The 20,500-nt window shown below is 64.1% G+C and carries 20 protein-coding genes; 5 read left to right on the top strand and 15 right to left on the bottom strand.

The window, feature by feature from the left end:
- Window positions 1-72 precede the first annotated feature (72 nt).
- The 3 genes from CK228_RS00635 (at window position 73) to CK228_RS00625 (ending at window position 3,039) form a co-directional block, all read left to right on the top strand.
- Complete coding sequence (locus CK228_RS00635; protein WP_095786877.1) at window positions 73-1,821, top strand: HAMP domain-containing sensor histidine kinase; 1,749 nt, start codon at window positions 73-75, stop codon at window positions 1,819-1,821.
- Window positions 1,796-2,608, top strand: a complete 813-nt coding sequence (locus CK228_RS00630) for a peptidoglycan-binding protein (protein WP_095786534.1) — start codon at window positions 1,796-1,798, stop codon at window positions 2,606-2,608. The genes CK228_RS00635 and CK228_RS00630 overlap by 26 nt, the downstream gene beginning before the upstream one ends.
- An 83-nt stretch (window positions 2,609-2,691) precedes the next feature.
- Window positions 2,692-3,039 (top strand): DUF1491 family protein, encoded by a 348-nt coding sequence (locus CK228_RS00625; protein WP_095786533.1) that lies wholly within the window; start codon window positions 2,692-2,694, stop codon window positions 3,037-3,039.
- On the opposite strand, the gene CK228_RS00620 is transcribed toward CK228_RS00625, so the two are convergent.
- Window positions 3,017-4,051 carry a hypothetical protein gene (locus CK228_RS00620; RefSeq protein WP_095786532.1) on the bottom strand — a complete coding sequence of 345 codons (1,035 nt, stop codon included), beginning with the start codon at window positions 4,049-4,051 and terminating at the stop codon, window positions 3,017-3,019. The genes CK228_RS00625 and CK228_RS00620 overlap by 23 nt on opposite strands.
- A 210-nt stretch (window positions 4,052-4,261) precedes the next feature.
- Between CK228_RS00620 and CK228_RS00615 the strand changes: the two genes are divergently transcribed.
- Window positions 4,262-4,447, top strand: a complete 186-nt coding sequence (locus tag CK228_RS00615) for a hypothetical protein (RefSeq protein WP_095770782.1) — start codon at window positions 4,262-4,264, stop codon at window positions 4,445-4,447.
- A gap of 131 nt (window positions 4,448-4,578) precedes the next feature.
- Here CK228_RS00615 and CK228_RS00610 read toward each other — a convergent pair whose 3' ends face one another.
- The 14 genes from CK228_RS00610 to CK228_RS00545 all read right to left on the bottom strand — a co-directional run bounded on the left by CK228_RS00610 (window position 4,579) and on the right by CK228_RS00545 (window position 19,432).
- The gene (locus CK228_RS00610; RefSeq protein ID WP_095786531.1) at window positions 4,579-5,148 is read right to left on the bottom strand and encodes a DUF1254 domain-containing protein; all 570 of its coding nucleotides are present in this window, start codon (window positions 5,146-5,148) and stop codon (window positions 4,579-4,581) included.
- Window positions 5,141-5,725, bottom strand: coding sequence for a DUF1214 domain-containing protein (locus CK228_RS00605; protein ID WP_095770780.1), 585 nt, complete (start codon window positions 5,723-5,725; stop codon window positions 5,141-5,143). The genes CK228_RS00610 and CK228_RS00605 overlap by 8 nt, the downstream gene beginning before the upstream one ends.
- Before the next feature lie 111 nt (window positions 5,726-5,836).
- Window positions 5,837-7,987, bottom strand: coding sequence for a penicillin-binding protein 1A (locus tag CK228_RS00600; RefSeq protein ID WP_095786530.1), 2,151 nt, complete (start codon window positions 7,985-7,987; stop codon window positions 5,837-5,839).
- Window positions 7,988-8,217: 230 nt separating this feature from the next.
- A complete protein-coding gene (locus tag CK228_RS00595; protein WP_095786529.1) occupies window positions 8,218-9,462 on the bottom strand; it encodes a Zn-dependent hydrolase in 1,245 nt (414 codons plus the stop codon).
- Entirely contained in the window at window positions 9,459-10,307 is an 849-nt protein-coding gene (locus CK228_RS00590; protein WP_095786528.1) for a BtpA/SgcQ family protein, read from the bottom strand. Before CK228_RS00590 ends, CK228_RS00595 begins: the two co-directional genes overlap by 4 nt.
- Window positions 10,304-11,215, bottom strand: a complete 912-nt coding sequence (locus CK228_RS00585) for a ribokinase (protein WP_095786527.1) — start codon at window positions 11,213-11,215, stop codon at window positions 10,304-10,306. Before CK228_RS00585 ends, CK228_RS00590 begins: the two co-directional genes overlap by 4 nt.
- 3 nt (window positions 11,216-11,218) lie before the next feature.
- Complete coding sequence (locus CK228_RS00580) at window positions 11,219-11,989, bottom strand: glutamine amidotransferase (protein WP_095786526.1); 771 nt, start codon at window positions 11,987-11,989, stop codon at window positions 11,219-11,221.
- 33 nt (window positions 11,990-12,022) lie between these two features.
- Entirely contained in the window at window positions 12,023-13,111 is a 1,089-nt protein-coding gene (locus CK228_RS00575; protein WP_095786525.1) for a phosphotriesterase, read from the bottom strand.
- A gap of 1 nt (window position 13,112) precedes the next feature.
- Window positions 13,113-14,126 carry an ABC transporter permease gene (locus tag CK228_RS00570; protein WP_095786524.1) on the bottom strand — a complete coding sequence of 338 codons (1,014 nt, stop codon included), beginning with the start codon at window positions 14,124-14,126 and terminating at the stop codon, window positions 13,113-13,115.
- The gene (locus CK228_RS00565) at window positions 14,123-14,920 is read right to left on the bottom strand and encodes an ATP-binding cassette domain-containing protein (RefSeq protein ID WP_095786876.1); all 798 of its coding nucleotides are present in this window, start codon (window positions 14,918-14,920) and stop codon (window positions 14,123-14,125) included. The genes CK228_RS00570 and CK228_RS00565 overlap by 4 nt, the downstream gene beginning before the upstream one ends.
- A 94-nt stretch (window positions 14,921-15,014) precedes the next feature.
- Window positions 15,015-15,956: a substrate-binding domain-containing protein gene (locus tag CK228_RS00560; protein WP_095770772.1), complete on the bottom strand. Its 942-nt coding sequence runs from the start codon at window positions 15,954-15,956 to the stop codon at window positions 15,015-15,017.
- A gap of 140 nt (window positions 15,957-16,096) precedes the next feature.
- Window positions 16,097-16,714 (bottom strand): cupin domain-containing protein, encoded by a 618-nt coding sequence (locus CK228_RS00555; protein WP_095786523.1) that lies wholly within the window; start codon window positions 16,712-16,714, stop codon window positions 16,097-16,099.
- Between the two features lie 158 nt (window positions 16,715-16,872).
- Window positions 16,873-17,805 carry a dimethylarginine dimethylaminohydrolase family protein gene (locus CK228_RS00550; RefSeq protein WP_095786522.1) on the bottom strand — a complete coding sequence of 311 codons (933 nt, stop codon included), beginning with the start codon at window positions 17,803-17,805 and terminating at the stop codon, window positions 16,873-16,875.
- The gene (locus CK228_RS00545) at window positions 17,792-19,432 is read right to left on the bottom strand and encodes an amidohydrolase (RefSeq protein ID WP_245437674.1); all 1,641 of its coding nucleotides are present in this window, start codon (window positions 19,430-19,432) and stop codon (window positions 17,792-17,794) included. Before CK228_RS00545 ends, CK228_RS00550 begins: the two co-directional genes overlap by 14 nt.
- A gap of 75 nt (window positions 19,433-19,507) precedes the next feature.
- On the opposite strand from CK228_RS00545, the gene CK228_RS00540 reads away from it, so the two are divergent.
- Window positions 19,508-20,395 carry a LysR substrate-binding domain-containing protein gene (locus CK228_RS00540; protein WP_095770769.1) on the top strand — a complete coding sequence of 296 codons (888 nt, stop codon included), beginning with the start codon at window positions 19,508-19,510 and terminating at the stop codon, window positions 20,393-20,395.
- Window positions 20,396-20,500: the final 105 nt, after the last annotated feature.

Raw genomic sequence — 20,500 nt, 5'->3', positions numbered from 1 at the left:
TGCGTTGAGTTGATGCCGATCAAGGCCAGATACGCTGAATTGCCTGGCGCGATTGCCGCCGGTTGCGAACGTATGGTCCATCCCTCCATTCTCGGGCAGAGCGGCCGCGAGCGCCAACGCCGTTTCATCGGTGTCATGCTGGCAGCGCCATTCTTCGCCGCCGGTGCCGCTGTCACGCTGGTCACATCAGGCATGGGCGCCGCTGTGACCATGGCCGCCATCTTCGCCGCCTTCGGTCTGTGCTGGTTCGTCGCCTTGCTGGTGGCGGCTACCGGCAAGATGCCCGTGGCGGCACCGATTGTCCTGGCGATGGCGGCTGTTGCCCTTGGCGGTCTGATCGCGGCCGCCGGCGGGTTGAGTTCTCCCGTCGCCGTGCTTGCCGTGGCGCTGCCCTTCGAAGCTTGGTGGATCGGCGCTTCGCGGCGTGCGGCCCTGTGGGGAGCGGTCTCGGCCATTGCCGCCATTGCCCTTCAGCCTCTGGCTGCGGCCTTCTTGCCCTTCGCGGGCGCGCAGATCGCGGCCTGGCACTGGCTGGTGCCGCTGGCCTGGGCGCTGACGCTGATCCCGCGCCTGTCGCCGTTTCGCGGTGGCGCCGGTGCGGCCGATACACTCGATACCGGCGATCGGCTGGAAGACATCATCGATGCGGTGATCCTGCGGGTCGCCCGCCATGGCGAGGTGCTCGATGCGTCCGCCAAGGCACGCACGCTTTTGAAACTGCCGCCGGAACTGCTTTCCGGAACCGGCTTCTTCGACCGTGTCCATCTGTCGGACCGTGTCTCCTATCTCAGCGCCCTGGCCGACATGCGCGATGGTGCTGCTGCGCGCCGCCTCGAATTGCGCGTCAGGCTGCCCCAGAACGGCAATGGCCAGAATGACACGCGCTCGATGGCCGACAATTACCGGCCATTCCTGCTCGAACTGCTGCGTGGCGAGGAGCAGAGCGACGTCTTCACGCTGGTGCTGCGCGAGAATGGCGAGACTGCCCGGCTTCGTGAGGAACTGGCGCAGGCCAATGAGGCGGCGGCCGCCGCGGAAGTGGCCAAGGGCCGGTTCCTGGCGGTGGTCAGCCATGAGTTGCGCACGCCGCTGAACGCCATCATAGGCTTCTCGGACATGCTGCTGCATGAGATGTTCGGCGCCTTCAAGGATCCGCGCCAGAAGGAATATGTCACCCTGGTGCGGGATTCAGGGCAGCATCTTCTGGCCGTCGTGACATCCATACTCGATGTCTCGAGGATCGAATCGGGCGCCTACACGGCGGACCCGGAGCCGTTCCGGTTCATGGAAGCCGTCGACATGTGCCAGTCGATGATGCGGCTGCAGGCGCAGGCCAAGAACATCGACCTGCAGACGCAGATCGCTCCCGACGCCGGCGACATCAATGCCGATCGCCGCGCCGTGCAGCAGATGCTGATCAATCTCGTCTCCAATGCGATCAAGTTCACGCCCGACGGCGGCAATGTCGTCGTTGGCGCCAAGCGGATCGGTTCGCGCCTGCATTTCTGGGTCAGGGACACCGGCATCGGCATTGCCGAGGAGGATTTCGCCAATCTCGGCAAGCCCTTCACGCAGATCCAGAACGACTATACGCGCCGTTTCGAGGGGACCGGGCTTGGCCTTTCACTGGTGAAGGGGCTGGTGGCGCTGCACGAAGGCACCATGTCGATCGAAAGCATGCCGGGCGAGGGCACCACGGTCACCATCAGCCTGCCGGTCAACGGGCCGAAGGGTCGCCCGGCGAACGAGGCAGGGGTGCTGACGATGCCGGTGACGAGGGCGAAAGGGGACAGAAATGGCTCGCTCCGCAAAACAGCCTAAAGCGGTCAAACGCCGCAGCAACGCCTTCCAGGACGGCGCCATAGCCGTCGGCGGGATGATTTCGCGCAACCCCGTCCTTGTGGGCGGATCGACGGCATTCCTGGTGACGCTGTTCTATGTCTCGGCGAATGCGCTGTGGTATCAGCCTTTCCCGCATGCCGGGGCGTTCTTCGCCACCCGCAATTTCCAGGGGTTTCCGCACACTGCCTCCGACGAGCCGGAGACGACGATCAACATCGTGCGGCCCAATGCGGCGCCCGCACCGATGAAGGGCGATCCGGTGGTCGAGCAGGTGCAAGGCATATTGAAGGACCTCGACTTCTATTCCGGCACGGTCGACGGCATTTCCGGCCCCAACACGCGCAAGGCCATACAGGCCTACCAGCAGAAGGTCGGTCTCAACGCTTCGGGCGAGATCGATGCCCTGTTGCTCGATCAGCTTGGTGCAACGCCGAAGACCGCCTCCGTGCCCAAACCGCAGCCGCGCCCCGATACGCAGGCCGCCGTTCCGGTGTCCCTGCAGACAAATTCTGGACAAACGAATTCCGGGCAGGCGAATGCCGGACAGACGGATGCCGCCCAGGCCCAGGGACCGGACCCGCGCATCGTCAAGATCCAGGCCGGGCTCAAGGCGTTCGGCAATGACGACATGCGGCTGGATGGTGTCGTCGGCGCGCGCACCAAGGCGGCGATCAAGGAATTCCAGTCGCTGTTCGGCCTGCCGCAGACCGGCGAGCCCGACGAGATCGTCTACGTCAAGATGCGCGAGATCGGTCTGACCAATTGAGGTCCGACCAACGAGGCCGAAACGACGGCTCGCCGAGCGGCGGAATTATCGCTAGATAGCCCGCACGCTTTCGGAGCTTTCTCATGCGCGTCACATCGGATCTGTGGGTTTCTGCCTTGCTGCGCCGCGTTTTCGGCGCCGGCGGATTTGCCGCCGTGGTCAACCGCGGCGCGACCGAGGCCGGTGCTGTTTTCGTGCTGACGCGGGGTAGGCTGGGTGACGTCGCCCTCTACGGGCCGGCGCCGCAGACAAGCTACGATTCGGCCAAGCCCGACGACCGTTTCTTCAGCCTTCTCACCGCCGGCGATGATCCGGCCGTGCTCGATGCCCGGCTTGAAAGGGAAAAGAAATTCGATCCCGATATCTGGGTGGTGGAGATCGAGGCCGGCACCGTTCCCGTCGAGGAGCTTATTTCCGTGAAGACGCTCTGAGGGCGGGAGCGGTGGCATCGTCGCTGTACGACGCCTGGCGGCTGTCGCTGTTTGCGGGCGACGCATCACGAACCATTCTGGAGAGGGCCTCGGCCTTCCATCCCCGTACCCGGTCCAGAGCCACATCGCGATGTAGCAGGCGATAGCGGTCGAGATAGGTACGGATGGCCTGGGGATGCGGGAACAGGCTGGGATAGATGGCGACCGTGATCAGGAAGGCCCTGTCTTCGCTGAAGTCGAGCGAGCGCAGCGCCGCGAGCAATGATGCATAGTTCTGGCTGGCAGTCAGCGAGCGCGCGGTCGCGAAATCAATGTCGAGCGCGTCCGCAAGCGCGGTCTGGAAAAACGCGGCGTTTCCAGTCAGCGCCGTCTCGCGCAGTTTGACATAGGTATCCGAGCCGGGGAACGCATCGACCTTCGCCGCCGATGCTTCGTCGCCGGTGCGCATCATCGAGCGCAGCCTGCGCCGCGCATTCTCGGCGGCAATGCCGGGAGACTGTTGGCTTGAAGCATTGTCCTCGGCAGCTTCCGCATCCGCGGCTGCGACGGTTGGCGGCGTCGAGGCTTGCACGTCCGGTTCTCGCACCCGCACCAGTGTCGGCCGTTCGAGCGCCCTGATCAGGTCGGCAATGGTCGGGTTCAGGCCCTTGCGGCGCGCTATGGCGCGCGCATGCGGCAGGCCGTGCCTGCCGATCAGCGCGATGAGGTCGATATCGCTGACGGCGCGTGAGCGGATCAGCAGCGGCGCGGCAATGTCGACCGGTTCCTCGCAGAGGCGCCGCACGAGTGCTGCGGGCGCATATTCGCATTCGGAAAGGGCGGCGGCGACATACCGTCGCGATTCGACGGACACATCGTCGAACAGCGGCAGCGTCAGGTCTTCGAGCTGGCCGATCTCGCGCCATGACGGGCGGGTCAGCGAGCAGAACGCCGACACCGCGGCGCGGAACAGCCTCTCGGCCTTGCCCGATTCCGTCCGTATCGCGATTTGCCTGAAGTCCGAAGATGACACGAAGGATACCCGATACTCGATACACAGCCTTGGCCACGCTCAACCGGGACCGTGTCGGTTTCGCGATTGCTCCGGTCAGAACCGCCTGACCTCAAGACAAAGTTCAAGTTAGCGGTGATCCGTTAGCGCTCCGTTAACCCTCTGCCGGCCTTAATGATATTTGGAGGCGTTGCGTTGTGCTCCGGGGAAACCGAGAGGAATGCGCGAATCATGGGCATGGTACTGTCTTTCGTGCCGCGTGCGGCACCCACCAATCGAGCCAAGCAAACCACCGAAATACCGGCGGCGGTGATCATCTTTCCCGGCATCCGTTATGAGCGGTCCAGCACCGGCGAAGTTCGGCCCGCCGGCCCCGACAAGCCGGGATCGCCACGGACGCCGGTGCCGCACCACTGAAGCCGCGGCCTAGTCCGTCAGGCCGTCAGTTCTGCGCCTCTGGCCAGAGCAATTCCAGGAAAAGTGTGGAGCGGCTTTCCCGGGAAAAGCGCGCAGTGCTTCCCTGGGGAATTGCGCCAAAGACAAAGGGTCTAGAAATCCTGCAGCTCGCAGGAACTCTGGTCGAGAAAGCGTGACACGATCGGCTTCCAGCTGTCGTCCGGAACGAAGCTTCGGATGACGAAGATGCCCTCGTCGATCGGCGCTTCGACGAAGATCGCTCCCTGTAGGTCCTCGGGCAAATCCTTGCGCACATCGATCATCTGCGCCGGCGTCAGCACCACGGCATCAAGCTTGCCGTCGCTCGCCGTATGATCGTTGAAGGAATAGATGTTGTGGCCGTTGCGGTCATAGACCGACACCGACCAGAAGGGGACGTTCCCCGGCGCCTTGATCCGGACCATGCCTTCCTCGAGATCGAACCGGCAGGCCGCGGCGTAGAACAGCGGGTCGACCGATTTCACCACCGGCGCGCCGCCCGCCTCGGCATCGAGCCGGTTCATCCGGTAGAGGTCGGATGCCATGGACAGTCGCGACCAGGCATCGCGTTCCGAAAATTCCGGCACCAGAAGCAGCACCACGATGTGGACGATGCCGGCACCGACCAGACCGAGCAGGACGGCGTGAAAAAGACGGCGCAGCGCGGCCAGGACATTACGCATCGCAGCCGGCCTTCACGATCCTGGGCAGCGAGACGTCCGACAGGCCGGTGCTGCTGGCGATCGGCGTGTCGTAGAAGGTCAGGACGAAATACATCCGTCCGGAACCATTGGTCAGAAGCCAGTTGCCGGGCATGGGGTGATGGCCGACCGAGATGGTCACCGAATTGTCGGCCTGGCGCAGTACCTCGTAGGATTGAAGCGCGGCAAGCCGCGGCTTGCCGGTTTCGACGACGCCGAGCGATTGATCGGCGGCATAGAGCGTCCAGAAGCGGGCGGTCGGGAATCCACCCTCTATCCTGTAGCTGCATTCCCGCTTGAGCTGGTCGCCGGCAGCGTCATTTTCCGCGACGAAGGACAGGCCTTCGGCGCGGCCGAGCGCAAGCACGCCCTCGCGCGCCACGCGAGCCTTCGAATAGGGATCGGCTGCTGGCGTGCCGATGTCGGGGAAGGCCGTCCATTGGCCGATGCGGATGGCGCCGACACCGTCCTGGATCTTCAGCGCATACCAGACGCTGGCGCCGCCGCCGCCAATGGCTATGGCAAGCGAAAGCAGCATCAGGAAGGCGTTCTTGAGCATGAAGGGCCGCGTGCGCGAAGGATTGCCGTTCGGGGATATCGCGGCGCGGGGCCTCGTGGCAAGCGGGCGCGATGGATTTGCCTGTTGGCTTGCTCCGCGCCGAGGCCGAAGTCACAGCGCCGAGAGCGTTTCGGGCGAGGCGGCGTCGAGTTTGGGCGCGGATTGGAACAACTGCGTCAAGTCCCTCAGCGTCTGCGTGGTCCGGCTGGACAGCACCGCCGGGCGTTCGGCGGCCGCGTCGGCCGCAGCCTGTTCCTCGCCCTTCTTCTGCGCTTCGGCCGCCTTGGCCGCGATCTCCTCGTCGATGAACGGCTTGTCGATGCCGGGGATCGGCTTCAGGTCGATGTTCTGGTGCGCGTAGACCATCAGGCGCTGCCACACCATCGCCGGCAGCGAGCCGCCCGTCATGTTCTTGGTCGGGGTGAAATCGTCGTTGCCCAGCCACACGGCCGCCGTGTAGTTGCCGGTGAAGCCGACGAACCAGGCATCACGATAGGATTGCGTCGTGCCGGTCTTGCCGGCGACGACGATGTTGGGAATTTGCGCGCGCCGCGCCGTGCCCATCACCGGCACGGCCGCCAGCATGGTGTTCATGGATTTCAGCGCCTGCTCGGACAGCACCCTGTGCGGGGGCGGCGCATCCTTGGTCCAATCATACACCACGTCGCCGGTGCGGGTGACAAGCTGGGTGATGCCATGCCTGGAACCGACGAAGCCATTCTGGGCGAACACGCTGTAGCCCGTCGCCTGGTCCATCACGGTCATGCCCGAAGTGCCGAGCACCATCGTCTTGTGCGCCTCGAGCGGCGATTCCACGCCCATCGCCTCGGCCATCGCCTTGATCGGCGCGATGCCGAGATGGTCCTTGGCCAGCCGCACCGGTACGGTGTTGATCGACTTGGCCATCGCCATGATCAGCGTGATGTTGCCGGCCGATTCGCCGCTGTAATTGTGCGGTGACCAGTTGCCCCAGCTGATTGGCCCGCCTGAAATGATCGAATTGGGCGTAAAGCCGTGTTCCATCGCCGTGGCGTAGACATAGGGTTTGAAGGACGAGCCGGTCTGACGCAGCGCCTTGGTGGCGCGGTTGAACTGGCTGGCGCCGTAGTCGCGGCCGCCGACGATGGCGCGGACCGCGCCATTGGTCTCGATGACCACCACGGCACCTTCGGTGACGTTGTACTCCTTGCCGAACTGGCGCAGGTGGAACTCGACGGACTCTTCCGCGGCCTTCTGGATGTTGGCGTCGAAGGTGGTGTGGGCAACCAGCGAATGCTGGCCGGGCTTGGCGATCTTCTTGACCTCGTCGAAGGCCCAGTCGAGGAAATAGTCGGGGCTTTTCTGTTCGCCGCGGTCGACGACGTCGGCCGGATGCAGCCTTGCCTGCAGCACCTGGCCTTCGGTCATGAAGCCGGAATCGACGAGGTTCGACAGCACCACATTGGCGCGTGCGCGCGCCGCCGGCAGGTTGATGTGTGGCGCGTATTTGGTCGGCGCCTTGAACAGGCCGGCCAGCATCGCCGCCTCGGCGAGATTAAGATCCTTGACGCTCTTGCCGAAATAGAAGTCCGCCGCCGCCTCGATGCCGAACGTGCCGCCGCCCATATAGGCGCGGTCGAGATAGAGCTGCAGGATTTCCTTTTTCGACAGATTGGCTTCGAGCCACAGCGACAGGAAGGCTTCCTTGATCTTGCGCTCGAAGGTGCGCTCATTGGTCAGGAACAGGTTCTTGGCCAGCTGCTGGGTGATACTTGAGCCACCCTGGACGACCGAATTCGCCCGCACATTCTCGAAGATCGCGCGTGACAGCCCGAGCACGTCGATGCCGTAATGGTCGAAGAAGCGTCGGTCCTCGGTGGCAAGCACCGCCTTGATAACATGATCGGGCATCTCGTCGACCGGGACGGAATCGCGCTGGATGATGCCGCGCTGGCCGATCTCATTGCCATAGCGGTCGAGGAAGGTGACGGCGAAGTCGCCTTGGGCGCGCCAGTCGCCGGCCGTGTCCTGGAACGCCGGAATGGCCAGCGCCAGCATCACCACCACGCCGCCGGCGCCGAGCGTGAAACCCTCGCTCAAGATCTCGATGATGCCGCGCCGCCAGCCCTTGAGACGGAAGCGCCGCGAGAAGATCGTCGCCGCTTCCCAGAACTGCCGCGCCTTGAACCCGATCTCGTAGAGCGAGGAATCGATCCAGGCGTCCAGCGCCAGAAGGCGCGACGCGATCGGACCTCTTCTCTTGCGCGGTTCAGGGCTGACCATTCAAAAACCCGGCTCGGCTGTGGCGTGACCTGAAAACCGCAAGCCGGCAATTTCAGGGCAGCGCCCTGTCCCGACTATTCATCCATTTTGTGGGTGCCACAAGGGCTGCGAGGACACAGCTGCAAGGTTTGTCGACGAGAGGGCAGGGGCAGCCATGATTGGCGCCACCTCGAAACCGCGCTTCGTCGACTGACTGCGATCAACCTGTCATAGACGGGTGCTATGAATGGTCATCGCGGCGAGGCGGCCATGATGGCCGTCCGCAGCAGGACGTGCGCGCCGATCACTGCGTCGCCAGGTTCCACATACTCCGCCTCGTTGTGGCTAAGCCCGTCACGGCACGGCACGAATATCATTGCGGCAGGCGCGACACGGGCGAGGAACAGCGCATCATGGAAAGCGCCCGATATCATCTGCTTGTACTGAAGCTGCAGGGAACTGGCGGCCTCCTCGACGGTGTAGACCATATCCGGCGAGAAGGCCGCCCCGGGCATATCGAACGATCGCTTGATCACTGCCGTGCAATGCTGGGCCTCTGCTTCCGCCGCGCAGACCTGGCGGACCTCGGCTTCTATGACATTGAGCTGCTCTGCCCGCGGATGCCTGATATCGACGGTGAAGGCCACCGATTGCGGTATGGCGTTGATCGATCCCGGCCTGGCGGCGATCCGGCCCACCGTCAGCCGCGCGCTGCTGTCGAGCGGCATGATTGTCGTTTGCAGCCTGTGTATCGCGGCAATCGCGGCGACCATCGGATCCCTGCGGTAGGCAAGGTCTGTCGTGCCCGCATGACCGGCAGTGCCCTGGATGGAGACTTCCAGCCAGCGCGTACCCTGGACGGCGGTCACGACACCGATCGGCAACTGCTCCTTTTCCAGTGATGGGCCCTGTTCGATATGCAGCTCGACATAGCCTGATATCGGCATGCCGGTTGGACGAAGGGCAGCCTCCGGCAAGGCGGTGATCGTCGCCTCCAGCTCAGCTGCGAGGAGTGCACCGTCGGCGCCGACAATGGATTTCCACGCGGCGGTATCCGCACCGGTGAAGGCCATGGAGCCCATGACGCCCGGCGCGAAGCGGCTGCCTTCTTCATTGGCCCAGGCGACGACCTCGACCGGCATTCGGGTTGCAGCCCGTGCGTCCTCCAGCGCCTCGAGCACCTCGAAGGCGGAAAGCGTGCCGAGCGCACCGTCGAAGCGCCCACCTGTCGGCTGGCTGTCGAGATGGCTGCCGATCAGGAGCGGTGGCAGCGTGGCATCCGTACCCTCGCGGCGAATGAAGAGGTTCGCGATACCGTCCTGAAAGACCGTGAAGCCGCGCTCCAGGGCCAGCTCCGCCAGGAGGCGCCGGGCCCTGCGATCCTCGACGCTGAACGCCTGCCGGTTGACACCGCCGGCTGGTGTCGCCCCGATCCTGGCGAAAGCGTCAAGCCGCCCGAGCAGTCTGTCGCCGTCAATCCGAGGCGTCAAACTCATCGCTTGAGGCCGGTGATGAAGGCCTTCACCCGCAGCGGGTCGACTTGGTTCCACCAGACGCCATCATGTTTCAGCGAGCTGGCGACGATGACGCCGTCGACAATGTCGAGAATGTCGTTGGCATTTTCGGGCGTCACGCCGCTGCCGACGAGCGTCGGCAGCCCGGCCGCGTCCTTGATCATCCTGATGTAGCCGAGGTCGGCGGCGTGGCCCGTGCGCTGGCCGGTGGCGATCACCGCATCGGCATCGAAGAACACCAGGTCCTTGACCTGTTCCTCGACCGGCCGGTCGCCGACGATCGCATGGGCGCCATGCTTGACATGCGCATCGGCGAAGATGCGGATGCCGTTGGCGCGAAGCCTGGCACGGAAGCGCATGGCGCGCGCGGCCTCGCCTTCGATAAAGCCCTCATTGGCGACATAGGCATTCGCCCACTGATTGACGCGCACGAAGGAGGCACCCGAGGCGCTGGCGATCGACAGCGCGGGGATGGAGGCATTGGCGAGCACATTGATGCCGATCGGCCGGCCGAGTTCCCTGCGGATGCGGTCGGAGACGACGGACATGTAAGCGGAGGTCTCGGGGCCGATATCGTCCGGCTTGGCGAAGGGCACGTCGCCATGGTTCTCGACGATCACGCCGTCGCAACCGCCATCGAGATAGGCTTTGGCATCGTCGAGGCCGCGCTGGTAGATGGCCTCGACCGCCTCGCCATCGTAGCGCGGCGCGCCCGGCAGGGGCGCCAGATGCACGACGCCGATCACCACTTTCTTTCGACCGAAGATCGATTGCAGCGCGTCATCGGCGACCTGCTTGGAGCCGATGGAGTTGGGGGATTTTGTCATGCGGTTTCCGCTTCCGTCGTTTCCATGAGTATCTTCATCTCTTGCCTGTCGGGGCAGGAGCCGAGCGTGCCGGGGCGACCGACCGAAATGGCCGCGGCTCGTACCGCGATCCGCGCTGCCGCGGCGAGGCCGATCCCGGCCGCAAGGCAGCCTGAGAGGCAGCCGCAAAAGACATCGCCCGCGCCGCTGGTGTCCACCACGTCCACCTTGGGCGCCGCGAACCGGTCGATCCGTCCTTCACGGTCGGCAACCAGGCAGCCGGCCGCGCCAAGTGTCACGATCGCGCTGTCGGCGCCTTGACGGATCAATTCGCGGGCCGCCGCGGCTGCATCGCCGGTTCCGGTCAGTTGCTCTGCTTCGCCTGCGTTGACGATAGCGAGGCTGACGGCACCCAGACACGGTGTCGAACCGACCGCAAGCGGGCTCGGATTGAGGATTGTCATGGCGCCCGCGCTGCGCGCCGCTTGCAGGCAGGCTGTCGTTATATCGGGAAGAAGATTGCCTTGCATCACCACGATGTCGCCGCGTTCGATCGACGTCGCGAAACCGCTGTCGGCCAGCGGATCGAAGGCGGCGGCGCAGCTGGCGCCGGTGACGATGAGGTTTTCGCCCCGCTCATCGACGATGATCGTCGACCGGTCGCTCGGCAGCGCCAGCATTGTCAGATGGCTGGCGTCGAGGTCGCGGCTCAGCTGTTCCCGTATCCAAAGGCCGGCGGCATCGTCGCCGATCGCCGCATGGAAACGGACATCGGCTCCGGTGCGGGCGGCGGCCACTGCCTGGTTCGCCCCTTTGCCGCCAAGTCCGTCAACATGACTGGACGCGTTCAGCGTCTCGCCAGGCCGCGGAAAGCGGCCCAGCTGAAACGTCGTATCGACGCAGGCATTGCCGACGACGTGGACGCGCATGAGCTAATCCCTGGCTGTCGCCCAGCCCAGCATCTGTTCGAACAGCGTCTTGTAGCCATTCCAGGCGATGAAGCCCGGCGGCAGCCAGTGCGGCCCGACATCCGATGTCCAGGCGACGGTGCGGCCCTTGCCATATTTGCCGGTTACCAGCAGGGGCATGGAATGGTAGTCGGAAGACACGGTGGCAAGGACTTCGGCGCCCTCTTTGACAGTGACCTCGTTGAAGCCGAGCAGGATCGGCCAATCCTTGCCCAGGCCCTTCAGGATCGGATGGCTTTGAGGGCCCACAACGACCGGCGCATAGCCCTCGGGCACCTCGACGCGATCGTCCACCGGCAGGCAGGTCACCGGCAGAACGTCCTCGACCGGCGTCTTGTGGTAGCGTGCGCCGCCGTTGATGCCCTGGAAGCTGTAATAGCCGCCGAACATCAGGAGGCCGCCGCCATTGCCGACATAGTCGCGCAGCAGCCGCAGCCGGTTCGGCGTCGGCTTGGAGTGGACCCAGGTGTCGGGGTGAAGCAACAGCGTATTGGCGCCAAGGTCGGAAAGCACCACGGCGTCATAGGCCGAAAGCGTCTCCATGGTCTGGGGAAAATTCCGCTGCGCTTCGTGCGCCGGCATGAAGGTGACGTCGAACGGACCATCCTTCAGCGCCGCCAGCAGTTCATCGGCGCCGGTGTGATAGGTGACGGTCGGGAACTGGTCGAAGCCCTTGATGTGGGTCGCGGTCGAGACCCAGGACTCGCCGGCGAGAAGAACTTTCTTCCTGGACATGTATACTCCCTGTTTTTTGCTGTGGCCGGCAGCTCAGAGGCTCGCGGCGAACACGGTCTTTGGGTTGTCGATGAGCATGCGGTCGATTGCCGATTGCTCGACACCATGGCGTTTCAGCCTTGGCACGAAATGCTTGAGGATGAAGCCGTAGCCGAAGCCGCCGAAGCGCGTCAGCATGATCTTCAGGAAGACATCCTGCGACAGCAGGATCCTGTCGACCAGCCCCATGTCGATCAACGAACGGATCGCCTGCGCATTCTGCTCGTCGGAAGGCGATTGCGCATCCTGGTCGGCATAATAGAAATCCATGCCGATCATGTCGTATTCCAGGAAGGCGCCACGCGCGGCGAGGCTTCTCTGGTAGGCAAGATCATTGTGGCTCGGATTCATATGGCAAAGGATCGTATGTCTCAGATCCGCGCCTTCGGCCTCGACCACGTCGAGCACGTCATGCGCCAGCCGTTCCCAGCCGGGCAGATGGATGGTCAGAGGTACGCCGGTGATCCTGGCCGCGCGCGCTGAAGCCCGCAGCGACTTGCGTTCCTCTTCGGTGAAATCCTTGCTGACGCCGACTTCGCCGATGATGCCGGCCATGATTTCGGGCTGCGTCGAGCCGCCGCCGACATCGTTGACGAGAAATTCCGTGACGGCATCGACGTCCATCGCCTTCAGCCAGTCGGGATGGGTGTGCTGCAGGTAGAAGCCTGTGCCCATGACGATGCGCAATCCGGACGCGCGGGCAATACGCGCCAGTTTCACCGGATCGCGGCCGATGCCGATATTGGTCGCGTCGACAACCGTGTGGCCGCCCAGCGCCCGGTACCTGGCGAGCTCGGAAAGCGCCAGGTCGCTGTCGTCGAGCGAGACATTGTCGCGGTTCATGTAGGGGTTCATCCGCAACTCGCCGATGATCTCCATGCTGACCGGCTGCTCGGCGATCTTCCTGTCGTCGGGATGGCAGGGGCATTTCCAGGATGTCGAGCCATCGAGCAGGATATGCTCGTGCATCAGCGTCACGCCCATGTCGGCGATCGCGACCGGGCCGGTAACGGTCATCACGGTCCCGGAGCGAACACCGATCGGCACCCTTTGCCTTGGCGTGTTGTCGAACAAATGATCCATGTCAGCGGCTCCGCGTCGCGCCCTTGAACAGGCGGAAATTCAGCCAGATGGCAACGAGGATGATAGTGCCGGTGACAATCGGCGTCAGGAAGGGGGACATGTGCGCCAGGATCAGGCCGTTGCCGATGACCGCGACGGTCAATGCACCGAGCACGGTGCCGATGATCGTACCGCGCCCGCCGAACAGGCTGGTGCCGCCAAGCACCACGGCGGCGATGACATCGAGCTCGAAACCCTGGCCGGAATTGGACGAGCCGGAGCCCAGCCGCGCGGCCAGAATGACGCCGGCCGACGCTGCCGCCATGCCCGATAGGACATAGACGAAGAGCGTCATGAAGCGCGTATCGACGCCGGCGCGGCGCACAGCCTCGGCGTTGGCCCCGATGCCGGTCACATAGCGGCCGAACGGCGTCTGGTTGAAGGCGAGATAGGCGATGGCCAGGACGACAAGGGCGAGCAAGGCGGGTACCGGCACACCGAGGAACCAGGCCCTGCCGATGTTGACGAAGAAGCTCGTCGGCTCGACCGGGATCGAATAGCCGCCGGTGATCAGCAGCGCCACGCCACGGATGACCGAGAGCCCGGCAAGCGTGACGATGAAGGCCGGGATGCGCTCATAGGCGATGAAGAAACCATGCAAGGCGCCGATCGCCGCGCCAAGCGCCAGCATGCCGACAACGACCAGCGGCCATGGCAGGCCGGCCTGCAGCGCAACGGCCGAAAGTGTCGCCGTCAGCGCCAGCACGGACCCAACCGAAAGATCGATGCCTCCGGTGGTGATGACGAAGGTCATCGCCGCCGCAACGATCAGCAGCGGCGCCGATTGGCGCACGATGTTGAGCAGATTGGGCGTGGTCAGGAAGGATCCGGTGACCAGCGAGAAGACCACGCAGACGACGATGAAGAACAGCGCGATGGAAACGACGCTGCCATTGGCTGCCGCCACATCCTTCCAGGTGCTGTTGTGGGCGCGTTTGGGCGGCGAGGCGCCAACACCGGCGGAGGTGACGTTCATGGCTGTACCCCCTCGTCGCGGCTGGCACGCGCCGATCGTGCGGTGAATTTCCGGCCGACGATCAGGTTGACGACCTCCTCGATGCTGGTGTCGCCGATCCTGCGTTCGGCGACGTTGCGGCCCTCATACATGACCTGGATGCGGTCGCAGACCAGGAACAGGTCTTGCAACCGGTGCGTGATGAGGATGACGCTGACGCCGCGGGCGCTGACGGCGCGGATGAGGTCCAGCACTGCCTCGACTTCCGCCACCGCGAGGGCGGCTGTCGGTTCGTCCATGATCAGCACCGATGGATCGAAGGAGGCGGCGCGGCCGATGGCGATCGACTGGCGCTGGCCGCCGGACAGGTTCTCGACCTTGAGCCTGGTATCGGCGATGACGATGCCGAGCCGGTCGAGCATCTCGCGCGTCTGTTCATGCATGCGCCTGTTGTCGAGAAAGGGGACGCCGAGCACGTGGCGGCGAGGCTCGCGGCCGAGGAAGAGATTGCCGGCCACATCCACCGTGTCGCAGAGCGAAAGGTCCTGGTAGACCATCTCCACCCGTGCCGCGCGGGCATCGGCCGGCGAGGAAAAGGACACGGCCTTGCCATCGATCTCGATCGTGCCGGAATCCGGAATGACCGCGCCGGACAGAACCTTGCTCAAGGTGGATTTGCCGGCGCCATTGTCGCCGACCAGGCCGAGCACCTCGCCAGGTTTCAGGTTCAGCGAAACATCATCCAGCGTCTGGATCGGGCCGTATCGTTTGGAAATACCGGTCATCCTGACGCGGCAGGTTTCGCCATCGCTCATCATGGTTCCAGTTCTCATGCGGCATGTTCAATCGGTCGCCGGGCTGCGCGACGACCACAAAGTCGATGCGCGGCCCGGCGGTCTGGGGAGGATCTTACTTGAACATGTCCTTGAACTGGCCGACATTTTCCTTGGTTACGATGGTGATCGGAACGTTGATGATCGGATCGATCTTCTCGCCCTTCTTGAGTTTGCCGAAGGCTTCGATGGCAGCCTTGCCTTCACCGGCCGGATCCTGCTGGACGACGGCGATTACCCAGCCCTCTTCGAGGCCTTGCACCGCGGATTTGGTCAGGTCCCAGCCGAACACCTTGACGTCGCCGGTACGGCCCTGGCTGGTGACGGCCGAAACGGCGCCGAGCAAGGCCGGCTCGCCGGTCGCATAAAGCGTCGTCATGTCGGCATTGGCCGTCATCAGGTTTTCGGAGGCCGACAGCGCCACGTCCTGCACGTTCTGGCCATCGACCGTGTCGAGGAAAGTCACCTTCTGGCCGCTCTCGGTGACAGCCTTCTTGAAGCCGTCCAGGCGCTGGTTCTGGATGAACGAATTGAGCGCGCCGACAACGCCGATCTTTGCGGTTCCGTTCAGCTTGGTCTTGACGTATTCGGCGTAGAACTTGCCGATATCCTCGCCGGCCTTGGTGTTGTCGACGCCGACGAAGGCGACATTGTCGCCATTCGGGATCTGCGCGTCGATGGCAATCACTGGAATACCGGCGGCCTTTGCCGCGGTGATCGCGGGCTTTACGCCGTTGACATCGATGGCGACGAGAATGATGCCGTCGACCTTCTGGGTGATGTAGTTCTCGATCGCGTCGTTTTGCGCGCTCGGCACATTGTTGGCGTTGAAGATGACGAGGTCGACGCCGGCGGCCTTTGCCGCGGCCTTGGCACCGTCATTGATCTGGTTGAAGAACAGGGCCTGCTGGTTGATGGTGACCAGCGCATAGGTTTCGGCCATGGCCGAGGCGGAGCCAAGCGCGAGGGTCATGGCGATGGCTGCGGCGCAGCCTGAAAGGATCTTGGTAAGACGCATTCCGGTTCCCCTTGGTTTTGCGGAAAAGGCCCTTGATCGGGCTCATCTGGCGCTGGGCGCAGACGCATAATTCAAGATACTTGATTTCTTGTCAAGTGACTTGAATTGGCGTTGCCGAAAGGAGATGGGGGCCGGCGAGATCAGAATGTCGCCGGCGTATTTACCCAGAAAATGCTGGCGCGTTCGTCGCCGACATTGCGGTACCAGTGCGGCAGTTCGGAGTTGAAAACGAAGGAATCGCCGGCGGACAGGCGAAACGTCTTTTCACCGACCATCAGTTCGATGGCGCCTTCCAGGAGATAGCCGACTTCCTCGCCGGCGTGCTGGATCGGGCCGGCGCTTTCACCGCCCACCTCGATATGATGGATATTGCACTGCAGAAGGTGGCCCGGCGAATAGGGAATGACGCGCTCCAGCGATATGCCTTCGCCGCGCCTGAGCGGATCGAGCGCGATCAGCGGCCGTGCTCCGGCGCGAAAGACGATGCCTTCCTCGCCATCGGCTTCCTCGAACATCCAGCCGATGTTGGTGCCGAGCACCTCGACCAGCCGGTGAAGCATGGGCAGCGAGGGTGAGACCTTGCCGTTCTCGACCTTGGAAAGCAGGCTTTCAGAGCAGTTGGCGGCAGCCGCGAGCGCCTTCAGGGTCAGGCCACGCGTCTGCCGGGAGAGCTTCAACCTTGTGCCGAGCCGCAGCAGGCTGGTTGCGGTAGAGCGCTCGTCGGCGCCCTTGCTGTTGTGGCTATCGATCTTGTTCATTGGGGGGCGCGAACATCTCCGCTGGTTGGGCTGACTCGTAAAACCGATCCCGGGCGTTGTCCATCCTGTGAAAACGGACGATGCATCGGATCGAGCCTAGAACCCGTCCAGGGCAGTCTCCGCGCCCCGCCGTATAACACCGGCGGGGCAGTGATCTCTTACGCTGCTTCGCGCTTCAAGGCCTGCGCCATGCAGTGGATGCCGCCGCCGGTCTTGGAGATCTCGCTCATGTCGACGGCCGCGACCTCGAAGCCGCGCGCCTTGAGCTGGCCGATCAGCGTCTGGCTGGAGGTCGGCGCGATCACCCGGTCCTTGCCGAGCGACATGAAGTTGCAGCCGAGCGCCATCGTGTCCTGGAAGGGAACATCGATGATCTCGTGGCCCTTGCCCCTCAGCCAGTCGACGATGCCGGGCTCTGTGCAGGCGAGGCACACTGCAGTGAGCTTTTCGGCGATCGGCACCACCATCAGGTCGATATGGACATAATATTCGTCGATGAAGGCGATGCGGGTTTCCCAGCCCTCCTTCTCGAACCAGGCCTGCACCTGGCGGGCGCCTTCTTCCTGGGTGCGGGCGCCCCCGCAGCCGATCAACACCACGCCGTCCTCGATGACGTTGAAGTCGCCGCCCTCGAATGTGCCTGCCGTGACCATGTCGTAGATCGGGATGCCGAGCTTCTCGTAGGTGCGGATGGCGGCATAATTTTCGCCGCGCCGCCACCAATTGGCCATGGCGGTAATGATCGCACCGTAGGGCGTCATGACGCTGGAATCGCGGGAATAGACCTGCATCGGCAGTTCCGGCGTCGGCTCGTGCCAGTGGATGTTGACGCCGAAATGCTCGTAGGCGGCGACCAGGTCCTTATGCTGCGCCTGCGCGATCTGGATGTTGCAGGGCGCCTCGCGCAGGTGCTTGCGCGACAGCGAGCTGGTCGACAGATGCCGCAGGAAATTCGGCGATCCCAGCAGCACGTCGGTCAACATGTCGGTTTCGTTGGCGAAGCCCCACGATGTCAGCGGCTTGGTGCCGCCGGCCGGATTGCGGCGCTGCAGCGAAAACGGCTCGGCGACGATGCGATCATGAACGGTCATGCGGTTCTCCTCGTGGGCTTGTTCTCAAGAGTTGGTCGGGACCTGTCTTGCTTGGGATCCACCAGTCGCGGCCGCGCGCCGTGGTGACATATTCCGGCCAGCGGAAGTTGATTGGCGGTTCGTAGTCGCAGAGCGGTGCGATCCAGTTGGTGCCGCCAATGCCGCCTCCGGTGCGGGTGACGAACTCGTCCATCGCCGCATCGCGGGCTTTTTCGTCCTCGAGCAGGCGCAGCGCCGCCAGCGCGACCGTCTTGGCCGCACAGGCAACCATCGGATCGATCGTCGCTGAAATGCCGCCCAGCGCATTCATCACCCAGGAGGGATAGGCATGGCCTTTGGCCGAACGCAGCGCCGGACGGGCGACGTAAAAGCGTGCTGTCGGCGCGTGCCAGCTCATGTCGGTGTAGTCGTCGGAGGTCGAATTCAGCTGCGAAGGCGGCAGGTCGCGGCGCAGGATCGCTTCCGCCTCCTGTGGTGCGATCAGCCGCTCCAGCTCGTCGATGAACGGGTTCTCGGTCGCGGTACCACCGGCATTGACCTGGATTTCGCGCCCGATCGCCCTGGCGGCCTCGTCCCAGCATGGCGGCCCGACCGTCGACAGCGCTTCATAGGCGATCTCGGCCATGGCGTGATTGGCCAGCCCGGGCCGCGACTTCGATACCCAGTGGCGCTCATAACGGCAGCCGCCGATCGCGGCCGCCGCCGCCGCATTTCGGTCCAGCACGGCGGTGACCTGCTCGGCCATCCGAAGCGTCGGCACGCGGATCATGTACTGGATCTCGGCCAGCCCTGCCGGCAGATTGTCGGCCGTGGCCTGGCCCGCCGTCAGGATCGCCTCGCTGATCGACCAGCCGCCCTGATGCGGCAGCATGGAATCGCGCAGCGCCTTGGACGCCATGTACATCGTCATCAGCGCGTCGTTGGCGCCCGGCGCGCGGACCGCCGAATGCGCCTGCGGGATCGGTGCGCCATCGCCTGCGCGAACCCAGTTTTCGGGTTCGTCGCAAACAAAGCGGTAGATCATGGCGTAGGCTGCTCCACAATGCGTGTCCCAGCGCGCGGTGTTGCAGAGCGGCAGCATGTAGAAGGGATGGAAGGAGATCATGCCGGCAAGGCCGTCATAATAACCCTTGGCCGCATGGATAGGTTTCGAGCCGCGCACCTTTTCGGCCGGCTCGCCGGTAAAGCGCAACGTGCCTGGAATGCCATGGTGCTGCATCGCCGCCTTGGTGGCCAGCAGGCCGCCGAGGCTTGCCATGCCGAGCCCCGAATGCGGGTCGGTGTGGCCGCCGGCCTCGACGCCAAGGCCGGGCCGCGGCTGCTTGACCGTGACCGCGTCCTGGCAGTTGCCGGGAACCGCGTCATATTCGGCATACAGGCCGACCGTCGGCCCGGCGCCATTCGTCCAGTGGGCGCAGAAGGCGGTCGGCATGCCGCCGGAACCTTCCTCGACGGCAAAGCCTTCCCGCTTCAGTCGCTCCACATACCACGCGGCGGACTGATACTCGCGCCAGGCGGTCTCGCCGAAATCGAAGATGGTGCGCGTCCACGCCGACAGCAGCGGCTGGATGCCGTCGAGGCAGGCAAGGGCGGTCTCTTGCGCCGATGTCGTCACCGGTTTGTCCATGCATCAAAGAAAGCAGTGAAGCGGCTCGCCAAAAAGTGATATGTTTTCCCGGTTCATGCAAATTCGGTTCACCTCTTGAGAATTCCATCCACACAGGCGCTGCGCGCCCTCGACAGTTTCGCCCGCCACGGCAGCGTCTGGCGTGCCGCCGACGAACTGCACCTTACCCGCAGCGCGGTAAGCCACCAGCTGCGGCTTTTGGAACGCGATCTCGGCTTCGATCTGCTGCAGCGCATCGGCAAGGGGGTGGCGCTGACGCCGCGTGGCCAGCGCTACGCAGCCGATGTTAGGAAGGCGCTGACCGTGCTCGGCGACGCGGGAGCGCAGACGAACGGCGCCGGCGTCGGCGGCTCCTTTGCCATCTCCTGTCCGCCCGGCTTCGCCTCCATGTTCCTGTGCACCCATATCGGCGAGTTCCAGCAGATGTACCCTGACGTGGCGCTCTCGGTGCTGACGCCGCGCCGGCTCGATGACGTCTCGAACCCGGACGCCGACGCCTTCATCGCCTTCGGCGTCGGCAACTGGCCGAACCGGGTGGTGGAGCTGCTCTGCGAAGTCCACTTCACGCCGCTCTGCAGCCCGACATTGCTCAACAAGGTCGGCGGCTTTTCCAAACCGGCGGACGTCCTGCGCGCCAACCTGCTGCATCTCTCCGACACCGAGGACTGGGCGCGCTGGCTGGCGCTGTCCAAGGTGGAAAACCCGGATACCGAAGGCGGTATCTTCTTTTCCGACATGAACCTCGTCTTCTCGGCGGCGGTCGCCGGCCAGGGAATTGCCATGGGCGACGAGCTGACCGGCCGCCGGGCGCTGAGCGAAGGCCGGCTGGTCAAGCCGTTTGAAGCGTCAGTGCCCTCGCCACGCTCCTATTTCCTTGTTTTCGAGCACGCCAAGGCCGGTCATCCCGTGCTCAACGCCTTCAGCGACTGGCTCAGGGCGAAGCTGTCGGAGAACAGACTCTGATCTGTCCCTCTTAAGGGACCCTCGATGCGGAGATTTGGCGCGTCCCGACTGCCAGACGTGAATCAAATTTGCCGATCAGGCGAAAACTATTCGGTTGCGGTGAGC

It is taken from the genome of Mesorhizobium sp. WSM4312, from assembly GCF_002294875.1.
Lineage (GTDB): Bacteria > Pseudomonadota > Alphaproteobacteria > Rhizobiales > Rhizobiaceae > Mesorhizobium.
The sequence above is the reverse complement of the archived record's forward strand: the minus strand, read 5'-3'. Positions and strand labels throughout refer to the sequence as shown.

Coding starts and splice junctions, on each gene's coding strand:
- CK228_RS00635 (WP_095786877.1), top strand. CDS start 73: ATGGTCCATCCCTCCATTCTCGGGCAGAGCGGCCGCGAGCGCCAACGC.
- CK228_RS00630 (WP_095786534.1), top strand. CDS start 1,796: ATGGCTCGCTCCGCAAAACAGCCTAAAGCGGTCAAACGCCGCAGCAAC.
- CK228_RS00625 (WP_095786533.1), top strand. CDS start 2,692: ATGCGCGTCACATCGGATCTGTGGGTTTCTGCCTTGCTGCGCCGCGTT.
- CK228_RS00615 (WP_095770782.1), top strand. CDS start 4,262: ATGGGCATGGTACTGTCTTTCGTGCCGCGTGCGGCACCCACCAATCGA.
- CK228_RS00610 (WP_095786531.1), bottom strand. CDS start 5,148: ATGCGTAATGTCCTGGCCGCGCTGCGCCGTCTTTTTCACGCCGTCCTG.
- CK228_RS00605 (WP_095770780.1), bottom strand. CDS start 5,725: ATGCTCAAGAACGCCTTCCTGATGCTGCTTTCGCTTGCCATAGCCATT.
- CK228_RS00600 (WP_095786530.1), bottom strand. CDS start 7,987: ATGGTCAGCCCTGAACCGCGCAAGAGAAGAGGTCCGATCGCGTCGCGC.
- CK228_RS00595 (WP_095786529.1), bottom strand. CDS start 9,462: ATGAGTTTGACGCCTCGGATTGACGGCGACAGACTGCTCGGGCGGCTT.
- CK228_RS00590 (WP_095786528.1), bottom strand. CDS start 10,307: ATGACAAAATCCCCCAACTCCATCGGCTCCAAGCAGGTCGCCGATGAC.
- CK228_RS00585 (WP_095786527.1), bottom strand. CDS start 11,215: ATGCGCGTCCACGTCGTCGGCAATGCCTGCGTCGATACGACGTTTCAG.
- CK228_RS00580 (WP_095786526.1), bottom strand. CDS start 11,989: ATGTCCAGGAAGAAAGTTCTTCTCGCCGGCGAGTCCTGGGTCTCGACC.
- CK228_RS00575 (WP_095786525.1), bottom strand. CDS start 13,111: ATGGATCATTTGTTCGACAACACGCCAAGGCAAAGGGTGCCGATCGGT.
- CK228_RS00570 (WP_095786524.1), bottom strand. CDS start 14,126: ATGAACGTCACCTCCGCCGGTGTTGGCGCCTCGCCGCCCAAACGCGCC.
- CK228_RS00565 (WP_095786876.1), bottom strand. CDS start 14,920: ATGAGCGATGGCGAAACCTGCCGCGTCAGGATGACCGGTATTTCCAAA.
- CK228_RS00560 (WP_095770772.1), bottom strand. CDS start 15,956: ATGCGTCTTACCAAGATCCTTTCAGGCTGCGCCGCAGCCATCGCCATG.
- CK228_RS00555 (WP_095786523.1), bottom strand. CDS start 16,714: ATGAACAAGATCGATAGCCACAACAGCAAGGGCGCCGACGAGCGCTCT.
- CK228_RS00550 (WP_095786522.1), bottom strand. CDS start 17,805: ATGACCGTTCATGATCGCATCGTCGCCGAGCCGTTTTCGCTGCAGCGC.
- CK228_RS00545 (WP_245437674.1), bottom strand. CDS start 19,432: ATGGACAAACCGGTGACGACATCGGCGCAAGAGACCGCCCTTGCCTGC.